13 protein-coding genes are annotated in these 19,363 nt (G+C 57.3%); 10 read left to right on the top strand and 3 right to left on the bottom strand.

Annotation, left to right across the window (positions count from 1 at the left end):
• Nucleotides 1-67: 67 nt before the first annotated feature.
• Nucleotides 68-529, bottom strand: a complete 462-nt coding sequence (locus tag ETAA8_RS17235) for a chemotaxis protein CheW (protein WP_145090868.1) — start codon at nt 527-529, stop codon at nt 68-70.
• A 106-nt stretch (nt 530-635) separates the two neighbouring features.
• Complete coding sequence (locus ETAA8_RS17230) at nt 636-3,152, bottom strand: hybrid sensor histidine kinase/response regulator (protein ID WP_145090865.1); 2,517 nt, start codon at nt 3,150-3,152, stop codon at nt 636-638.
• A 519-nt stretch (nt 3,153-3,671) separates the two neighbouring features.
• On the opposite strand from ETAA8_RS17230, the gene ETAA8_RS35305 reads away from it, so the two are divergent.
• From ETAA8_RS35305 to ETAA8_RS17215, 3 genes are all read left to right on the top strand, one after another.
• Entirely contained in the window at nt 3,672-4,808 is a 1,137-nt protein-coding gene (locus ETAA8_RS35305) for a methyl-accepting chemotaxis protein (protein ID WP_145090862.1), read from the top strand.
• A gap of 117 nt (nt 4,809-4,925) precedes the next feature.
• Nucleotides 4,926-6,320 (top strand): glycerate kinase type-2 family protein, encoded by a 1,395-nt coding sequence (locus ETAA8_RS17220; RefSeq protein ID WP_145090859.1) that lies wholly within the window; start codon nt 4,926-4,928, stop codon nt 6,318-6,320.
• A 42-nt stretch (nt 6,321-6,362) separates the two neighbouring features.
• The gene (locus tag ETAA8_RS17215; RefSeq protein WP_202921040.1) at nt 6,363-7,529 is read left to right on the top strand and encodes an alpha/beta hydrolase family protein; all 1,167 of its coding nucleotides are present in this window, start codon (nt 6,363-6,365) and stop codon (nt 7,527-7,529) included.
• A gap of 10 nt (nt 7,530-7,539) precedes the next feature.
• On the opposite strand, the gene ETAA8_RS17210 is transcribed toward ETAA8_RS17215, so the two are convergent.
• Complete coding sequence (locus ETAA8_RS17210) at nt 7,540-8,448, bottom strand: TIM barrel protein (protein WP_145090853.1); 909 nt, start codon at nt 8,446-8,448, stop codon at nt 7,540-7,542.
• A gap of 492 nt (nt 8,449-8,940) precedes the next feature.
• Here ETAA8_RS17210 and nuoH point away from each other — a divergent pair, with 492 nt between their 5' ends.
• The 7 genes from nuoH to ETAA8_RS17175 are packed head-to-tail and all read left to right on the top strand — an operon-like array spanning nt 8,941 to nt 19,357.
• Nucleotides 8,941-10,392 carry an NADH-quinone oxidoreductase subunit NuoH gene (gene nuoH, locus ETAA8_RS17205; RefSeq protein ID WP_145090850.1) on the top strand — a complete coding sequence of 484 codons (1,452 nt, stop codon included), beginning with the start codon at nt 8,941-8,943 and terminating at the stop codon, nt 10,390-10,392.
• Nucleotides 10,389-11,471, top strand: a complete 1,083-nt coding sequence (locus ETAA8_RS17200; RefSeq protein WP_145090846.1) for an NADH-quinone oxidoreductase subunit J family protein — start codon at nt 10,389-10,391, stop codon at nt 11,469-11,471. Before nuoH ends, ETAA8_RS17200 begins: the two co-directional genes overlap by 4 nt.
• 53 nt (nt 11,472-11,524) lie before the next feature.
• Nucleotides 11,525-11,860 (top strand): NADH-quinone oxidoreductase subunit NuoK, encoded by a 336-nt coding sequence (gene nuoK / locus ETAA8_RS17195; protein ID WP_145090843.1) that lies wholly within the window; start codon nt 11,525-11,527, stop codon nt 11,858-11,860.
• On the top strand, nt 11,860-14,739 hold the full coding sequence (locus ETAA8_RS35600) for an NADH-quinone oxidoreductase subunit 5 family protein (protein ID WP_145090839.1): 2,880 nt from the start codon (nt 11,860-11,862) through the stop codon (nt 14,737-14,739). Before nuoK ends, ETAA8_RS35600 begins: the two co-directional genes overlap by 1 nt.
• Nucleotides 14,740-14,799: 60 nt before the next feature.
• Complete coding sequence (locus ETAA8_RS17185) at nt 14,800-16,938, top strand: complex I subunit 4 family protein (RefSeq protein ID WP_145090836.1); 2,139 nt, start codon at nt 14,800-14,802, stop codon at nt 16,936-16,938.
• Nucleotides 16,939-16,968: 30 nt separating this feature from the next.
• Nucleotides 16,969-18,870, top strand: coding sequence for an NADH-quinone oxidoreductase subunit N (locus ETAA8_RS17180; protein ID WP_145090833.1), 1,902 nt, complete (start codon nt 16,969-16,971; stop codon nt 18,868-18,870).
• A 49-nt stretch (nt 18,871-18,919) separates the two neighbouring features.
• Nucleotides 18,920-19,357 carry a hypothetical protein gene (locus tag ETAA8_RS17175; RefSeq protein ID WP_145090830.1) on the top strand — a complete coding sequence of 146 codons (438 nt, stop codon included), beginning with the start codon at nt 18,920-18,922 and terminating at the stop codon, nt 19,355-19,357.
• The last annotated feature ends 6 nt before the right edge of the window (nt 19,358-19,363 follow it).

Below are 19,363 nucleotides of genomic sequence, written 5' to 3'. Positions count from 1 at the left end.
TACAACGGACGAAGCGCAAGCTGTCCACAACGGGTAGTCGTGGCGGCCAGTGAGCCCTGCCGAGCGTTTACTCTTCGCGCCGCTCGGCGGCAAACATTTGCGGGTCGAGCACGTAGAGCAATTCGCTAGCGGTCGGCAGGACGCCGCTGAAATCGCTCGCACAGCGGACCGGAAAGCTTTCGGGTACCGGCAACAACTGTGCGCGCTCGCAGCTGACGATATCGTCGACTGCATCTACGCACAGCGCCATCCGCTCGCCGTCGACTTCAAAAATGACGAACGTACCATCGCTGCGGCGCGGACTTGGTGGCAACCCGACCAAGGCATTGAGGTTGAGTACCGTGAGAACATCGCCCCGCAGGCTGATGACGCCACACAGGTGCCTGGCATCACAAGGTAGGGGTGTTAGCGGCAACTGGCAATTGATTTCGCGCACCTGACGAATGTTCAAACCGAACAGCATATCGCCCGTGCGAAACGTGATCAGTTCCAGCGAGTCCGCACTCGTAGCAGCCATGAGTTGCGACATGAGTCATTCCTTCCATCGGGTGTTAGCGTGCGGCCAGCTGTTTGCGATTCTTCAGCAACTGCGCGATGGCGGTGAGGAGTTGTTCGCGGTCCATCTTGATCAACCATTAATCGATGCCCGCTTCTGCGCCCTTATGAATTTGCTCATCGCTGTTGAGCGACGTGAGCGCGATGACTGGTAGCTTGGCAAATCGTTCGTCGCCGCGAATGCGAGTACAGAACTCATAGCCATTCATCACTGGCATTTCGATATCGGTCAGAACAACGTCGAACAATTCGGGTTGAGCTTGCAGCAGTTCCCACGCTTTCAGGCCATTCTCGGCCATAATCACGTGATAACCGGCTGCCTTGACCACGCGCCCCACCTGCTGACGAATGAAGGCGGAGTCTTCCGCCAGCAACACAACGCCGCTCGGCTCGTCAGCTAGTTTCTCCGCTCGACAATTCGAGTGAGCTTGTTGCAACTGACAATCGAGCAGTTCGTAGACATCGATCAGGCGAGTCAACTCGCCGTCGATCGTCAGCGAACCCATCAGGCCATTGCCGTAGAAGAGGGTCGTATCGACATTCGTAGACGCTTCGCAAACATCGACCAGTTCATGTGCAAGCAGGCCGGCTTCGCGACCTGCCGAATTGAAGACGAGGACGTAAGCATTTTGATTGAGCGACTGCTGTGGCTGACCAGCATCGACAACCTCAACAATCGGCAGCGTGCCCACGCGATAGGTAAGCGTGCGGAGTGAGCCCGTGGTCTTGATTTGCGTGGTATCGATTCGCTCGATGCGAGTAATCATCGGTCGTGGCACGGCCAGCAACTTACCCGCACCATTGCGAATCAATAGCACCGTTTGCAGTTCTTGCTCTTCTCCCGCAACTTCGGTAACCGCGCGGCTGGTGTCTTTACCGCTTTTCAAATTCGTCTGAGCGCCCAGACCTGCGATATCAAGCACGTACGCGATGCTGCCATCGCCCAGAACCGCAGCGCCGGCGAGCATCTTGAAATCGCGCAAATGACGACCGAGGGCCTTCACCACGATTTGCTCCGGCCCTTCGACCGAGTCAACCGCCAGACCAAAGCGACGCCGGCCAGTCTCGACAATCACAATGTTCTGCGGAGTGCCTGCAGTTCGCTTGTCTGCCTGTTGCATGTTGGCGGGGAGCACATCGTTCATCCGCAGTAGTGGCAGCAGCGAATCTCGCCAGCGCAGTGCCAGGCGACCGGCATAGGTCTCGACGCGCAGATTGCTGTCCCCCGCTTGCGGGCGTACTAGTTCGATAATGGCCGATTCGGGAATCGCGAAACGAAAGTTGCTCTGGGTGACGATCCAAGACGGGATAATTGCCAAAGTAAGCGGCAGCGAGATGTGAACCGTCGTCCCTTGATTGGGCGTGCTTTCAATTTCAACCGTACCACCCACGCGCTGAATGCTTGTTTTGACGACGTCCATCCCCACGCCGCGGCCACTAACGTCGGTCACAGTCTCAGCAGTAGAGAACCCAGGTTGAAAAATCAGCTGCACTACTTCTCGGTGCGAGAGCGACGCCGCTTGTTCCGCACTGATCAAGCCGCGGCTGATTGCCTTCTCGCGCACCCGCTGAACGTTGATTCCCTTGCCATCATCGCTCAAGGTGATGTGAACTTTGCCTGCTTCGTGAAAAGCGCGCAGCAGCAGCGCCCCTTCGGGCGACTTCCCTGCAGCGACCCGTTCATGCGGCATCTCCAGGCCGTGATCGACCGAATTCCGCACCAGGTGCGTAAGGGGATCGCCAATTGCTTCGAGAATCGTGCGGTCGAGTTCGACTTCAGCTCCTTCAATTTGCAGCACGCACTGTTTGTTCAACCGGCGGTTCAAGTCGCGCACCAGGCGTGGAAAGCGATTGAGAACTGTACCGACCTGTTGCATCCGCGCACTCATGATGGCGTCGTGCAGTTCGCTCGTCACCTGATCGAGACGATTTCCGAGTCCAGACAGACTCCGACGACGATCGGCCCCAATCACTTGCAGCATTTGATTGCGGGTCAGCACCAACTCGCCGGCCAGGTTCATCAGCCGTTCAAGCACCGGCACGGGGACACGAATGCTGGCTTCGGGCGCGGCAGCAGTTGCTGCCAGATTCTCGTTGCTGGCCCGGGGCGCTGTTGGATTTGCGATTGCGCCTGGAACTGCAGTGAATTCCGCCTGCAGTGCGGCAACACCAGACTCAGCTGATTCGAGTTGCTGTTCGGCCGAAGCTTTGCACGATTGATTCAATCGCTGCAGGGCATTGATCATATCCTGCGCATCGTAGTTGCCACTTTGACGAGCATCTTGCACCAGGCGGCGAAGCAAATCGCCACCGGCCAGCAGCGTTTCGATGCTGTCTTCGTTAATTATCAACTGGCGACTGCGCACCAGGCTCAGCGCACTTTCCAAATGATGCGCAACTTGAATGATCTTTTCGAATCCCAGGAAGCCGGCCACACCTTTGACCGAGTGAACCGCGCGGAACAGCTGATTCACAAGTTCCGGGTCCGCAGCTTCTCCCGCGGTCTCGATGGCCAGCAAACGCTGGTCGAGGTCGGCCAGGCTTTCGGTCGATTCGATAATGAAGATATCGATGAGTTCGTTATCGGCGGCGTTCATTTCAATTTCACTCGAAAGTCGATAGATCGTGCGTGCGCTTGGTACGAGTATGCCGGTTGTATCGACCGGCAGGTGAGGGATGCTCCGCCAAGCTTCGCCCCAACCAACTACGCAAATGCCCCACAAACATAGAGCATGTTTTGACGATCTCCGATAAAACCGTTTATGAAGAACATTCGCACAGCTGTCGATCAACTCACTTAGTGTTTGCCCAAAATGCCTGAAGAACGGGCATCTTGCGATTAAGAATGCATCAGTTTTGACGCGAAACTGACTTGCCTGAAGCCACTTGGCAGGCTACGCCAAATCCGCATGGGTGTACGGAAACCCGTGCTATGGTTCGATGTCGCGCTTGGCAGTTGGCTTCTTGGCGGAAGAACTCAGCCATACGGGTGCGATCATCACGTTCGGCCGTCGGTGTTCACAACCCGGCCAACGCATCCGCCCTTCCAACTTGCTACACCCGGCTCGCGCATGCAGCGACCAGCGTCACCCTTCGCGTATTAATCGAGAACGACAATGAGCACTCCGCAAACCGAAAAATTCAATCCCGAAACCGTCGCCGAACTCACCAGCACGCTCGATAAGGTGATGAACAAGACGATCGCCGCAATCGACACCGTCAACGACCAAATTCGCGTACTCGCGCTCAATGCCCGCATCGAAGCGGCTCGCGCGGGTGACGCCGGCAAGGCCTTCAACATTGTTGCCATGGAAATCGCCGGCCTTTCGAACAGTTCAGCCCGCGTGGTTGCGAACCTGAAGCAACGGTCGGGAAAGACTCTTGCCCGCATCGGCAAGGTCAGCGCACAGATGACGACCGCGTTCAAAGGAACTCGCCTGTCCGACCTCGCGCTGATGAACATCGACCTGATCGACCGCAATCTCTACGAACGTTCCTGCGATGTGCGCTGGTGGGCGACAGACGCCAGCCTGGTGAACGCCCTCACGCAGCGGACACCGGAGGCTTACAACTTCGCCTCGCAGCGAATGGGTGTGATCCTCGATTCCTACACCGTCTATTACGACCTGGTGCTTTGCGACCTGAGCGGACAGATCATCGCCAACGGTCGCCCCGATCAATATCGTTCGCAAGGCACCGAGCACGCCTCGAGCCCTTGGTTTCAGGCCGCGCTCGCCACGCGCAGCGGCCGCGAGTTTGGCTTTCAAAGTGTGCACCGGAGTGCCGCGGTGAACAATCGCCTGTCACTCGTCTATTCGTGCGTCGTCCGCGAAGGGGGCGATGTGAATGGTCGACCGCTGGGGGTGCTGGGCATCGTCTTCAATTGGGAATCGCTGGCTCAGGCCATTGTAAATGGCGTCTCGCTCGATGCCGACGAGAAGCGCCGCTCGCGCGTTTGCATCGTCGATGACTCAGGGCGGGTGCTGGCCGATTCTGCAGGGCGAGTACTCGACGATGTGATCGACTTTGCCGATCGCAGCCAATTGTTCGCCCGCAAGAAGGACTACACGGTTTCGACCGTCGGTAACAAGGCTTGCTGCATCGCGCACGCCCTCTCCCCTGGTTACGAGACCTATGCCACGGGGTGGCACTCGCTCATCATTCAAGAAGTGCGGGCGTCGTCGTCAGCCGGTCGTCGCAGCCTGGCTGCAAAAAAGAAAAAACGCCGTCAGCGCGAACTGGCTCGCAGTTAACAGTCGCCTTGGGCTGACAGTTGATTTGCAGAATGCCTATCCCACGAACGTGGCCCAGGCATGGTAAAGTTGGCAGTCGTCATGGACTGCCAACTTTTGTTTTTGCGTTTAGCTGCTATGAAGCCTCTCCGTTCCCCGTCTCAACTTCGTGAAGATGCCCTGGCCATTTGGCATGCAGCAGTTGCTGCCGTTCGCAGTGACCGACTGGTGCTCGATAACGTGGCGGTGGAAGGTGACGAACTGCGCATCGGCGATGGGATTCTTTCGCTGAGCGAGATTCGGCAGATCGCTGTTGTCGGTGCGGGGAAGGCAGGCGCGGGAATGGCCGCCGGCTTGTGCGCAGCACTAGGGCCCGAGTTGCTAAGCGCCAAACAAGTCACGGGTTGGCTGAATGTGCCGGCCGATTGCGTAACCGCCGATTCAGTATTGCAGGCGGGGCCAATTCACCTGCATGCGGCCCGCCCGGCCGGCCAAAACGAACCAACAGTTGAAGGCGTTAACGGCGCAGAACAGATTCTTTCGATCGCTAGCTCGCTGGGGCCGAACGATCTTTGCCTCTGCTTGATCTCGGGTGGTGGCTCGGCTTTGTTGCCGGCGCCGGCCGTGGGCATCTCGCTCGCTGATAAGCAGGCACTGACTCGGCACTTGAGTGGCGCGGGTGCGAACATCGAACAGCTCAATACGGTTCGCAAACAACTCAGCCGCATCAAGGGTGGTGGACTGGCACGGGTCTGCAGCGCTGGGCGTTTGATTTCACTCGTTATTTCCGATGTTCTGGGCGATCCGCTCGAAATCATCGCCTCGGGTCCGACGGTTGTCGATCATTCAACGCCGCAAGCTGCGCTGGCCGTGTTGCAGCGCTTTAACGCGCTCGAACTGGCTCCTGCTGCGACGAAGTACTTGCAAGCGCGGATGGCAACTTACTCTAACCAACAGCCGCGCGCTCAAGTGACAAATGTGATCATCGGCAACAATGCCGTCGCCGTCGATGCAGCAGGCATTGAAGCCGAGCATCGTGGCTATTCGCACGCGATGTTGGCTTCGCGCGAACTCGAAGGTGCGGCCGAAGACATTGGCGTTCACCTGGCTGCAATGGCGGAGCAAATGCGTCACGCGCCGGGCCCCGATTGCTTGATTACCGGCGGCGAACCGACCGTGCAATTGGCTCCCGCCGAACTGCGTGGCAAGGGGGGCCGCAATCAGCAGTTGGTACTTGCCGCGCTGTGCCAGTTGCTCGACCAGCAAGCCGACACGTTAGCGGGTGCCGTGATTCTTTCCGGCGGAACCGATGGTGAAGATGGCCCAACCGATGCCGCCGGCGCGCTCATTGATGGTGAAACACTCGCGCGCATGAAGCAACTTGGCCTCGACCCGCACGTCTATTTGCGCCGTAACGACGCCTATCGGTTCTTTGAGCAGCTAGGGGGCCTAATCAAGACCGGCCCCACTCACACCAACGTCTGCGATGTACGCGTGCTGGTCGTCGACCGAGTTCAACCGCAGCCGAAATGAACAAAACGCACGAGTGAACTGAAAACCATGAGGAACCAGAACGTGGCTGGCATTCGACGAATCATTGTGTGTGCGTCTTTGTGCTTGCTCACCTCAGTGGGTCTCGCTGCCGAGCCCGCAAGCAAAGCTGAGTTGTGGAAAAAGATCGAGCCTTTCACTAAGCCGCCAGCGGAGTTCGCCGGACAACGGGGGGAGTATCGTTCGCCGCTGTTATTTAGCAACGGCGAGCAAGCGAAGACTCCGGAGGATTGGCAGCGCCGACGCAAGGAAATTGCTGCGAAGTGGCACGAGCGACTCGGTGCCTGGCCGCCCCTCGTTGAGAAACCGAAAGTCGAAAAACTAGAAACGGTCTCGCGCGAGGGCTACACGCAGCATCACGTGCGCGTGCAAATTTCGCCGGACGGCAAGCAGGCCGATGGCTACTTGTTGATTCCTGCGGGAACTGGTCCCTTTCCCGCGGTCTTCGTCCCGTTCTACGAACCGCAGACTAGTATTGGCGAAGGAGCAAAAGGGCGGGGCACGCACGACTACGGCCTGCAATTGGTGAAGCGCGGCTTTGTCACACTCTCCATCGGCACGCCCGGCGGCGTTGAGAAGATCTGGCTCGATACACGGCAACTCCTCACCGAAGCGGGTGACGAACAGGGACGCCAACCGCTGACGTTGCTCGCTTATGTCGCTGCCAATTGTCACACGGCTCTCGCTCAGATGCCGGAAGTCGATCCGCAGCGAATCGGCGTGATCGGGCTCTCGTACGGCGGCAAATGGTCGATGTTCGCGTCGTGCCTCCATCAGCCCTTTGCTTGTGCGGTTTGGTCAGACCCGGGCATTGTCTTCAACGAGAAGAACTCCAACGTCAATTATTGGGAGCCCTGGTACCTCGGGTACGAACCCAACGCCAAGCGCAAGGCCGGAGTTCCTTCCGAGACCAATCCGCGCACCGGCCTCTATAAGCGAATGAAAGATGCCGGCGAAGATCTCGTCGACCTGCACGCGCTCATGGCGCCGCGGCCGGTGCTTGTCTCCGGCGGCACCGAAGATCCGCCCCGCAATTGGATTCCGCTGCAACACCTGACCGAAATAAATGAACGACTCGGCCAGCCAAATCGCGTCGCTATGTCAGCTCGCAAGACGCATGTTCCAACTGCGGACGCACTGCAATTGGAACTCGATTTTCTGGAATACTGGTTGAAGTATGGCTTGAAGTAGGTTGGATCGATTAAGCCTTCGCTTTAGCCACCATTTGGTCGAACAACTTCTTCTGTTCGGTCAGCGCAGCGACGCGATCGGCGGGCTTGCTGGCCGCTTCGAGCAGGAGCCAGCCGACGTAGCCGCTGTCGACCAGGAGCTTGAAAAGATCGGCGTGCGGGTATTCTTTCGATTCGAGTTCGTGAATGTGAACGGTGGAGCCGAAGCGCTTGCGAACGAGATTGAAGTTGTGGACCAGACCGTCACCCTTCAGGTCGGTTGGGTTGCTGTTCCAGCAGACGAAGACGTTTTCGTCGGTGGCAATATCCATGATGGCTTTGATGGTTGGCAGTTCCGCGCACTGGCCATGTACTTCCAGGCGAATTTGCTGGCCGAAGCCGGTAGCGTATTCGCCCAGTTCATTGAGCGTCTTACCGATTTGTTCGATGGTTTTTTCGTGCGGAATGTCCTTGTGGAAGGTATCAGGCTTCACCTTCACGCCGCTGCCGCCAATATCGTGACTGAGACGAATGAAGTCCTTGGTGGCGTCGATGGCCGCTTTGAGCTTGGCTGGATCGGGATGGTCATAGCGCTCGTTGCTGCCGATGCCAACGATGGTTACGCCGGCGTCGGCGAACTTCGCCTGCACTTCGCCCCGCTGCTGTTCGTTGAGAGTCGGTTCCACCTTATGGGCGTGCGTCGTGCGAAGCTCCACACCCAGGACTTGCGACTTCTTGCAGTTCTCTAGCAAGGTTGGCACATCCCAGTCAGCACCCCACATGTAGGTAACGAGACCGAAGGCCAGGGCGGCGTCTTCTTTGTTGGCAGCTGGGGCTTTCTCGGCTGCCTGTGCGGAATTTGCAAACCCCTTGGCGAGCAGGCCCCCTGCAGTCAGAGCGGCTGATGCCTGGACGAATTGGCGACGGGAGAATGTGGTCATGAGTGGCCTCAGTTGTTGGTGCAAATTTGATAGGGAGAGCTTCGGTTCGTTGAAGGACCTGCGGTGATTTGAATTCGTTTGCGGGACAATTGGAAGCAGGCGAACGAGATCGTGCACGTTTTCTCGGCCAGATTTTCACCCGGACCGGAGTGGTAAATCGCTGGGGATAAGCTGTCGAAATCGACGAAGATTCGAATCGTTCGCGCCCGACGCGAGTAGCGTTGCAGCCGAGTCAGTGGGGAACACTCACCATTTTGGTAACTGGCCCTGCTGTGCGGACTTCGGCAACCAGAGATTCCTGCTCCTCTTTGGAAAAAAGGGCGTGCGGGGGCTTGTCGATGCGCGGTCGCTTGTGCCATATTTCACGATCTTTCGGGGAGACCCCGGGCTAGCTGCAAGTGCGCTTGCTCGGGGAAACACGGAAGTTGATTCGCAGAAACGACTTTTGCACGTTCTGGTAGCGCGTTCTGGCATCCTTGGGACCGGATCTCTGTGGCCAAGTTCATCAATTCTGAAATCCTCGATTGGATCGCCAGCTGGTTTGGCGGGACCGTCGGTCCCGATAACTTCTGGGGATATGCGATCGCTGCGATCGTTCATATCGCCCTGCTGATCCAGGTCGTCGCTGTCGGCGCACTCATTTTTATCTGGCTCGAACGTAAAGTAGCCGGCCGCATTCAGGACCGCCTTGGTCCCACGCGGGTCGGTGGCAAGTTCGGCTGGCTGCAGACATTGGCTGACGGCATCAAGCTGATTACGAAGGAAGACCTGACGCCCAAAGACGCGGACGTGATGCTCTTCAAGCTGGCGCCATATGTAAGTTTTGCGGCCGGTTTCACCGCCTATATGGTTTTGCCGTTCGCCAATGGCTGGTCGGCGACCGAAGTCAACGTTGGCGTGTTTTTCTTCGTGGCAATTCTCGGGCTGGAAGTCTTCGGCGTGATCCTCGCCGGTTATGCTTCGGGCTCGAAGTGGTCGCTGTTCGGCGGCATGCGTGAAGCGGCCCAGGTTGTTAGTTACGAAGTGCCGATGGGCATGTGCATCGTCGTTCCGGTGCTGATTCTCGGTACTATGAACTTGAGCACCATGGGCAATCAGCAAGACGGTTGGTTTACCAACTGGCTGATTTTTAATGACCCCTTCACCTTCCTGTTGTTCTGGGTCTATTTCACCTGTGCCATTGCCAGCGTGAATCGCGCACCTTTCGACCTGGCGGAAGCAGAGAGCGAGTTGGTTGCCGGTTTCCATACGGAGTACTCGGGCCTCCGCTGGAGCTTCTTTTTCATGGCAGAATACGGCTCGATGTTCTCCGTCAGCGTACTGGCCGCGATCTTGTTTTTCGGTGGCTGGAACGGACCGATTCCGCTGTTCAGTGAGATTCTGCCAGCGATTACTGGCCTCGAATGGGCTTACAAGCCTGGTGAAACCGAGTGGCGTTTGACCGGCTTCCTGGCCCAAGTCGGCGGTGTTCACAATATCATTCTCAAGGCGACCCTGTTCGTCACGATCATGATGTGGGTTCGCTGGACTTTGCCTCGTCTGCGTATCGACCAGGTTCTCACGACCTGCTTGAAGTATTGCGTTCCGTTAGCTGCTTTTTGCTTCCTGGGCGCGGTGACCTGGCAGTTGAACGCCTGGCCATCCATCTGCCAGTTGATTCCAGGGCCGCACCAATACACCTGGACTAGCCCCGGTCGCGCGAGCGTGGCTCTTGAAACGCAGAAGCGTCCGTGGTTCCCCGCGGCAAGTACGCGTGGACAGTGGATCGGCCGCGCCGGCGTTCGCGAAAGCTGGGTACTGGAACCCCAGTCAACTGTTGCCGATAAGCAGGTCGAACCTGCCCAAGAAGCCGCACCGGCTGCCGTCAAAACTACTCAAATGACTGAGAATCCAAAGTCCAATGCCGAAGTCAGCTTGCTTTCGAGCCCGGAGGTGGCCCGATGACCCTGCTTGCTGCTGACTTGCTGAACTGGCACACCGTCACGTTCCTGTTCTTCGCGCTCCTCGCCTGCGGCTTCGGGGCAGCTGTGCTTGCCACGAGCAACATCGTGCGGATGGCCTTTTATCTTACGCTTTGTTTGGGTGCCATCTCTGGTCTGTTTTTTCTCGCCGGCGCTGAATTCGTCGGTGCCATGCAACTCATGATCTATGTCGGCGGCACGCTGGTGCTGCTGATCTTCGGCGTCATGCTCACCGCGCAAGAACGCTTCATCAACATGAAGACCGGCGCTGGCGAATGGGTACTGGGTCTGATTGTTGGCGGTTCGCTGCTGCTGTTGTTGCTGCGGGCTGGCTTTAGCATCGATAGTTGGAATCCCCCGACGCTGAAAGAAGGCGAAGTGGTTGTCGCGCGGCGGATTGAAATTGCCGACTCGCGTACGAGCACACCGATTGGCTTGGCTCTCTCTGGCATTCGGGTCGAAAAGCTGAGTGAACCGAGCGAATTGCGTCGTCGCGGCATGGTCGGCTATATGCTGCCCTTCGTCATTGTCTCGATGCACTTGCTCACCGTGCTAATTGGTGCTGGCTATATGGCCCGCACCAAGCGAGTGAGAACCGGGCGAGTGCTTGAGGCCCCTGCTCGTACAACTGCACCTGATCGCAAAATGCCGCTCTCGATTGTCGGCGGCATTGTTTCTGGCGTCCTCACCAACTTGTACCTGATTTTCTCCACGATCATGTTCATGGCGGGCAAAGTTCCGCTCCCGACCGGCGGCAAAGTCGGCGAATGGACGAAGTCGTTCGTGGCTGGCGTCGATGCTTTGCCAGATTGGATTTTTCCCGTGCTTGTGTTGACCTTTTTGGCCAACATTGGGCTCCTAATCGTCGTTTATTACTGGCAGCGGTGGGGGCTTGTCGGCCTCATGCTTGTGCCGCTCGCACAGTTGTTGTTTTTGACGAACGCCGGCGTGGGTGTTGGCCTGGCAGCGCTCCTGGCGCTCTCCATGCTCATCCCCGCTGTTCTGCTCATTTTTCTCTGCGTGGCCACGGGACGTCCCACTCCCTGGTCGCAAATGGATTAGTGAACGGTTAGTCGTTCTGTTTTCCGGTTTCATGTTGCAGTTTGGCGATAGCTATGAATCCGCTGGCTGATCCCATTTCGGTTTCCCATTACCTGGCGGTCGGTGCCGTGCTGTTTGTGCTCGGCGTCGTCTGCATGGCCACCAAACGCAACGCGCTGGGTGTGCTGATGGGCATTGAATTGGTCCTGAACGGTGCGAACTTGAATTTTGTCGCGTTCGGCAGCAAGTACCTGCGTGACGATACGCTTGGCCTCGATGGCGAGTTGATGGCGCTGTTCGTGATCGTACTGGCAGCGGCTGAAGCGGCGGTCGCCCTCGCGATTGCCCTGAACTTTTACAACAATCACGCGACGATCGACGTCGATTCTGCAGACGAGTTGAAGGGCTAATGGACGTCCTCCCATACATCCTGGCGGCGGCAGTACTCCTGCCCTTGGCGTCGTTCTTCGTCATCCTGCTTGGCGCGACGTGGCTCAACCTGGGCAAAGCGGGTGCCTTTGTGGCGACCGGTGCGATCCTTGGTTCGGCCGTGTTGTCGTTCATTGCTCTGCTGTTCGTGTGGCTCCCCAATCACTTTCCGCCCGTCGATATGCACGGCGCGCTGGATTCGGCCTCTGCCGATGCAGGCTCTGATCCCGGACATTCGGACGCAGGTCACGACGATAAAAATGGCGCTGACCACGGTCACAGCCACGACGACAAGAAGACCGGCGATCATGGGCCCAGTCACGCCGATGCCGCTGGCCACGGGCATGACGAGCACGAACATCACAGCAAGGCGGTCCCCGCGCTAACTGGCGAGTACTATCTGCTCGGGCAGTTCGGCAAGTTGCGCGTCACGATCAGCTATTACATCGACTCGCTCACGCTCGTCATGTTTTGCATGGTCACGCTGATCGCTTCCTGCATTCACTTTTACGCCATCGGCTACATGCACGATGAGTTGCACGATATCACCGATCATGAAGTGACATTGTCCGACGGCAGCCACCTGCGACGCCCGGGGCGTTTCCCGCGGTTCTTTCAAGCGCTGTCACTTTTTTGCTTCAGCATGCTCGGCCTGGTCCTCGCGGGCAACATCGCCATGGTGTTCTGCTTCTGGGAACTGGTTGGTATCTGCTCGTATTTCCTGATCGGTTTTTACGTCGAACGGAACAGCGCGTCGACGGCTGCGAACAAGGCATTCATCGTTAATCGCGTCGGCGATTTCGGCATGATTATTGGGTTGTTGGCTCTTTGGTCCAGCTTGGGCACGTTTGCCTTCGGCGACATCGAAAGAGTGAACGACCAAGGCGATAAGGTCACTGAACGGGGCCTGTTTTCGCTCGTCCGTCCCGAAGAAACTCACCATCAGTTGCAAGTCCCCACCGGCATGGTGCTATCGGACGCAAAAAACGAGATCGCCCAGATCGTTAGCGACCATCGCAACGTGCCAGACGGTGAAAGAAACGCAGAAGCGGAAATCGCTTCCCGCGTTGAGGGCTGGCGAAGCAAGGGCTTCGGCTATTGGCTCCTCGTTGTAGCTGGCATTGGTATTTTCTGCGGCTGCGTGGGCAAGAGTGCCCAGTTCCCGCTGCACGTTTGGTTGCCAGACGCGATGGAAGGCCCGACTCCGGTTTCGGCCCTCGTTCACTCGGCAACGATGGTTGCCGCTGGCGTTTATCTCGTCGGCCGTTTTTTCCCTGTCTTTTTGCCCGAAGTATTGTTGGTCATTGCCACGATCGGCGCGATTACGCTCTTTATGGCCGCTACCATTGCGATCACCGCGAATGACATCAAACGCGTGCTCGCTTATTCCACGGTTAGCCAACTTGGCTACATGATGCTTTCGCTGGGCGTTGGCGGTTGGAAAGCCGGCCTGATGCACTTAATCACCCACGCCTTCTTCAAAAGCTTGCTCTTCATGTGTTCAGGTTCGGTCATTCACGCCGTGCATACGAATGACATGCGGAAGATGGGCGGCCTGCTCACCAAGATGCCGGTCACGGCAATCACCATGTTGATTGGCTGTCTCGCCATCGCTGGCGTGGGTGTCCCGTTCCTGATCGGTTTCAGCGGTTACTATTCGAAGGACATGATCCTCGAGCAAGCCCTGTCATTCTGGATCAATAACCCGAATGTTCCCTGGTCGGGCGTATTTTTCATCGCTGCTGCCGGTGGTGCCGCCGTTACTGCGTTCTACATGTTTCGCATGTGGTACATGACGTTCGTCGGCAAGCCTCGCGATGCCCACGCTTACGATCACGCTCACGAATCGCCCCCAGTGATGTACATTCCGCTGGTGATTCTGTCGGTGTTTGCCATTGCCGTGGCTTGGAATACTAGCTTGCTCGGCTTTGGTGCGATCGCCGCGGCCTTCTTCATCGCCAAGGGGTTCAACGAAGGTTGGTTCAAAGGTTCGGCTGCTGGCCATGGGCACGACGCACACGGCCACGATGACCATGCTCACGGGCATGACGACCACGGCCATGCTCCGGTCGTGGCCAAGCATGATGCGCATGGCCATGATTCCCACGGTCATGGCTCCCACAGCCACGACGATCACGCCCACCACGGCGGACTATCGCTCACGATGCCGTGGGTGCTCACGATGTTGGTCGCCTCGCTCGTGGGAGGTACGATCTTCATGGTAGTTGCCGATAGGAGCGGCTTGGTTAGCGGCTTGACGCTCGGCGGCTTGCTCGATCAATCGGAGCCCCTTGGCTTGCACATGAATATGCCGGGCGTCTGGACCAGAGCAGTCTGGCCAACCGAGCATTTTGCTCACGATCCGGCCAACTTCAGCAAGATTGTGGCCCCGGCCACTTTACTCGCTACCGGTACTTGGCTCGCGGGCATTGGCCTGGCCACGCTCATGTACGGTTTGGGTTATCTCAATCCGGCCGACGTGCGCAAGCAATTCTCGCCGATCTATAACCTGCTGGTAAATAAGTATTACTTCGACGAGTTGTATAACTTCATCTTCGTGCAACCCACCCTGATGAAAGCCCGTTTGATTGCCGGCTTCGATCGTCGCTACATCGATGGTTTCATCGATTGGCTCGGGCGCGCGGTGGTCTGGTTCTCAAAGAAGTTCGAGTTGATTGCCGATCGCGGCATTGTCGATGGCAGCATCAATATTTTCGCCGGCTGGACGTATTCGACGGGGCTCAGCCTGCGGTCGATGCAAACCGGTCACCTGCGGCAATATGTGATGTTTATCATCGTGGGTGCCATCGCCATTTTCGTGTTGATCAGCTTTTTCTGGACGCCCCTCCTGGCTCGCTAACGGCGAATCGGTAGGCAAAGAAATAAACCGCAGAGTACATCATCCGTTTGGATTGGAATTATGGATCCCGCACTGCTGCTACTGTCGCTCATCGTCTTCCTGCCCGTGATTGCGGCGCTCATCATCGCGCTGATTCCTGCCGACCAGGTCGACATGATCCGCTACGTCACGCTCGCAGCCACCGGCGTGGTGCTGGTGCTGTGCGTCATCGGCTTTTTGGGCAATTCGCCCACGGCTTACGACACGGCGGAAGCCCAGATGCAGAACACGTTCAACGTGGCCTGGATTCCCTCGTTCGATATTGAATACCTTATGGGTCTCGATGGCATCAGCTTTCCGCTGGTCATGTTGACCGCCTTCGTCAGCGTGCTCGCGATGGGAGCCAGTTGGTCAATCACCAAATACGTGAAGGGCTACTGCATTCTGTTTCTGCTACTCGAAACGGGCATGCTCGGCGTCTTCATGGCACTCGACTTCTTCCTGTTCTATGTTTTCTGGGAAGTGATGCTGCTGCCGATGTACTTTCTCATCGGTGTGTGGGGTGGTCCCCGCAAGGAATATGCGGCAATCAAGTTCTTCCTCTATACGCTGCTTGGCAGCGTGTTGATGCTCATCGCCATTTTGATGCTCTATTTTGCTGGCGACTTGCAAACCTTGCGTAATGAATACGTGGCTCAACCCGACAGCACGGATCGACCGATTCGTTGGGAGGAACTGCACCTCGGCGATGCGGTCAATGAAAAGTTGGGCGTTAAGATAGTTGGCAAAAAGACCAGCGCTCTGGTTTTCGTCCGAAAAGCTGAAGCGGCCGACCGAGCTCTGCAGATCAAAGCGGTAAGTGGGGCAGCAACCGCCGCTGCCCACGATGCTGCCACCAATGTCGTGACAGTAACCCTTGCCGAGGGTGCAAAAGCAACGGATGTAGCCGCTGCGATTAACGGCAACGAGGCAACCGCGAAGGTTCTCTTTGCCAGAGGTGGGAGTGGGCCGCAGCCCTTGGTTGTCGATCAAGAGGTTGCGCTGGCTCCGTTTCAGGTTCCGGCAACAGATCCTGCCACCAAAGCCGTTGTGCAGCCGGTTCATACGTTTAACATTCTGGCCCTCTCCGCTTTGGGGCAGCATACCAAGGTCTTCGATTCTCAAATTCTCGGGCGCTCGCTGCAATGGTGGGCCTTCCTCTTGCTGTTCATCGGCTTCATCATCAAGGTGCCTTCGGTACCTGTTCACACCTGGTTGCCCGATGCCCACGTCGAAGCTCCGACGCCAATCTCCATGATTTTGGCTGGCGTGCTGTTGAAGATGGGCGGCTACGGCATTCTGCGCATTTGTTATCCCATCTGTCCGCACGGCGGCTACGACCTGATGTGGGTCGTATGCATTCTGGGCGTAGTGAGTATGGTCTATGGTGCCTTCGCCGCGCTGGCTCAAAAAGACTTCAAGCGAATGGTGGCCTATAGCTCGGTCAGCCACATGGGTTACGTGCTACTGGGGATCGGTGTGTGGTCGGCAACAGCCGGCAACCTGTTCGATCCCGATTACTGGAATATGGGCGTCAAAGGCGCGATGTTCCAGATGATTGGCCACGGTGTCAGCTCGGCGGGCATGTTCTTTATGGTCGGCATTATCTACGACCGCGTGCATCACCGAAATCTGGAAGAGTTCGGCGGCCTGTTTGGCCGAATGCCGGTTTACACCGCAATGGCAATGGGCCTGTTCTTTGCTGGTCTTGGTTTGCCCGCGTTGTGCGGATTCATCGGCGAAGTGTTCGTTGTCCTCTCCGTCTGGAAATTCAGCATGGTCCTCGCAGTCATCTCGGCTGCGGTGGTCGTGCTCACCGCCGCCTACATCCTCTGGGCGCTGCAACGTGTTTACCTGGGTGCTGAATACAAGGGCCCGCACGGCGATCACATCACGCCCACCAATGCCCGCGAGAATCTGATCGGCATGACATTGCTCTTCTTCGCGATTCTGCTTGGTGTGTTCCCGCAACAAACCGTGTTGACCTACATGGATAAGACCATCGATCGCCAGGTGAACGACCTCGCTCGTTGGACCGCCGAAGTCAAGCAGCCAATGCTGGATGCCGAGCGGACTCAAAAGGCCGAAGCCAAGGCAAAAGCGGAAACCGAGAAGGTTTCCGTCCGTCCTTTACCAGCCATCGAAGCACCTGTGGTTGCCCAAGTTAACAGCGATTCCTAAGCCAGCCCACCGAACGAGATATAGCCAGCCGTGAACCTTCACCAGCTTGTCAGCGACTTGATCGTCGATACTAAGGGCTCGCCCAATGCGAGCTTTCTATCGATCGTGCCCGATTCCAGCCTGGCCGTGTTTCTGCCGGAACTGATCATCTGCGCCACGATTTTGTTGATGCTGCTCGTCCGTCTGTTCAACATCGGTCGCAAGTTGAACGCAGGCTATATCGCGCTGGCGGGAAGTTTGGTTGCGCTCTACTTCGCCGCACCTGGCAACCTGTTCTCGTTGCCGACCGGCGAAGGACAGATCGATCCTTCGGCCATCGCGCGGATGGAAATCTTCACCGGCATGCTCGTCTATGACGGCTTCTCGGTTTATGTGCGAGCTGCTTTGTTGCTATTCGTGGCCCTGTTCGTCGTCTTCACCTGGCTCACTGGGATTCCCGATTTGGAAGATGGTCCAGACATTTACACCTTGGTCCTGGGTTCCACGCTTGGCCTCTGCTTGATGGCGTCTGCCAATCACTTGCTCACCATTTTCCTGGCTGTAGAAATGGCGAGCGTTCCGTCGTATGTGCTGGCCGGCTTGCTCAAAGGACGGCGCACTGCCAGCGAAGCGGCGCTCAAGTACGCTGTTTATGGTGCCGGTGCTGCGGGGGTGATGCTTTACGGCATTAGCCTGTTGGCTGGGCTTCTCAATACGGCCCATTTGCCCACCATGGCTCAGACCCTCGCCGAGCGAATTGGCGACGGCCCGCACTTCAGCGGCAGCGAACTGATGGTCCTCGCGCTCGGTGGCCTGATGATGAGCGTCGGCCTGGCATTCAAATTGTCAGCCTTTCCTTTTCACTTCTGGTGCCCAGATGTGTTTGAAGGTGCAACAGCCGAGGTCAACGCTTTTCTCAGTGTTGCTTCCAAGGCTGGGGCCCTGGCATTGCTCGTTCGCGTCACCATCGGGCTCGGCCTTTTGTCACCACCCGGTGTTGCCCCCGGCGAACGCACCGCAAATTGGAAGCCCACCGAAACCGCAACTGCTCCCGGCACTGTGAGCAATGGTGCCGTCGATGCCGCCAAGTATCAGGTTGCTTTCCAAGCAGCAGAGAAAGCTGCGGAAACTAAGCCCGCTGAAACAGCTGCTGCTCCAACCGAATCTGTAAACCCTGCAGTCGCTCCGCTCGTCGAGAAGTCACCCTCCGCCCTGCGAGCGGATGGCAACGCAGCACTTTCGAGCATCCGCTGGTTCATCGCCCGGTTGGTTGCCTTTTTCGCAATCGTCACCTGCACGTTCGGCAATCTGGCCGCGTATGGCCAGAATAATATCAAGCGTCTGTTTGCCTATAGCACCATCGCCCACGCAGGCTACATGATGATGCCTGTCGCCGCCGTAATGGTCCTGGGTGCCGTCAGGCCCGAAGGTGCAGAGCGGGCAATCGCTGCCCTGGCGATTTATATCGCCGTCTACTTGTTTATGAACTTGGGGGCCTTTGCGGTCGTAGCTTTCCTGCGCAACGCGATGCGGAGCGAAGACCTGGCTGATTACGCGGGACTAATCAAGCGCTGCCCGTTAACGGTGATTTGCTTCTCGCTGATCTTGTTCAGCCTCGTTGGTCTACCACCACTGTCGGGGTTCATCGGCAAGTTCGCGATCTTCGCTTCGCTAGTCGAAGCCTATCAGTTCGCCGGTAAGGATGGTTTCTTTTTGCTGGTGATGATTGTCATCGGTGGGTTGAATACGGCCATTAGCCTGTTTTATTACCTTCGCGTAGTGAAGATCATGACGATCGATGAAGAGCCGCGCGATCGCCGGCCATTCATTTTCTCCGATGTCTCGCTTGCCAGCGCATTCCTCTGGCTGATCACGCTGCCCACAGCAGCCCTCATGATCAACTGGGAAGGACTCAATCGGCTGGCGTTGGCTGCGGCCAGTCAGCTGTTCTAGAATCTCAAAAGTTCTCGCCACGGCTTACCGCGGCCAAGTGATTGCTCCCATGACCGAAACGTCGACCTACGAAATCCTGAACGACTTGCTCACCATGCATAGCAAGTCGCTGGCGATGTATCTGAGCTATGCCAAACCTTGGGCTTTGGCCGCGCATCCCAAGGCGCGGGCCGTCCTCGAACACATGGTCGAAGATCAGGCTCGGACGGTCGATCGGCTGGCTGCTATCATCCTGGAATCAGGCCCCGTCGATAACGGCGAGTTCCCGATTTTCTTTACGGGTTGGCACGACCTGTCGGTCGATTTTCTGGTAGGCAAATTGATCGAGCGGCAAAAGCGGTCGATCGCGGTTATTAACAACATGATCGGCAAGCTTGCGTTTGCCCCCTATGCTCAAGCTGTGGCCAAAGAAGTGCTTGGCGAAGCCAAGGGGCACTTGGAGAATCTGCAAGAAGTGGCTACCGATCTTGCGGCGACCGCAGCCTAACTGGGC

This window comes from Anatilimnocola aggregata, from assembly GCF_007747655.1.
In the GTDB taxonomy this organism is placed as follows: domain Bacteria; phylum Planctomycetota; class Planctomycetia; order Pirellulales; family Pirellulaceae; genus Anatilimnocola; species Anatilimnocola aggregata.
This window is presented reverse-complemented; position numbering and strand designations above follow the sequence as displayed.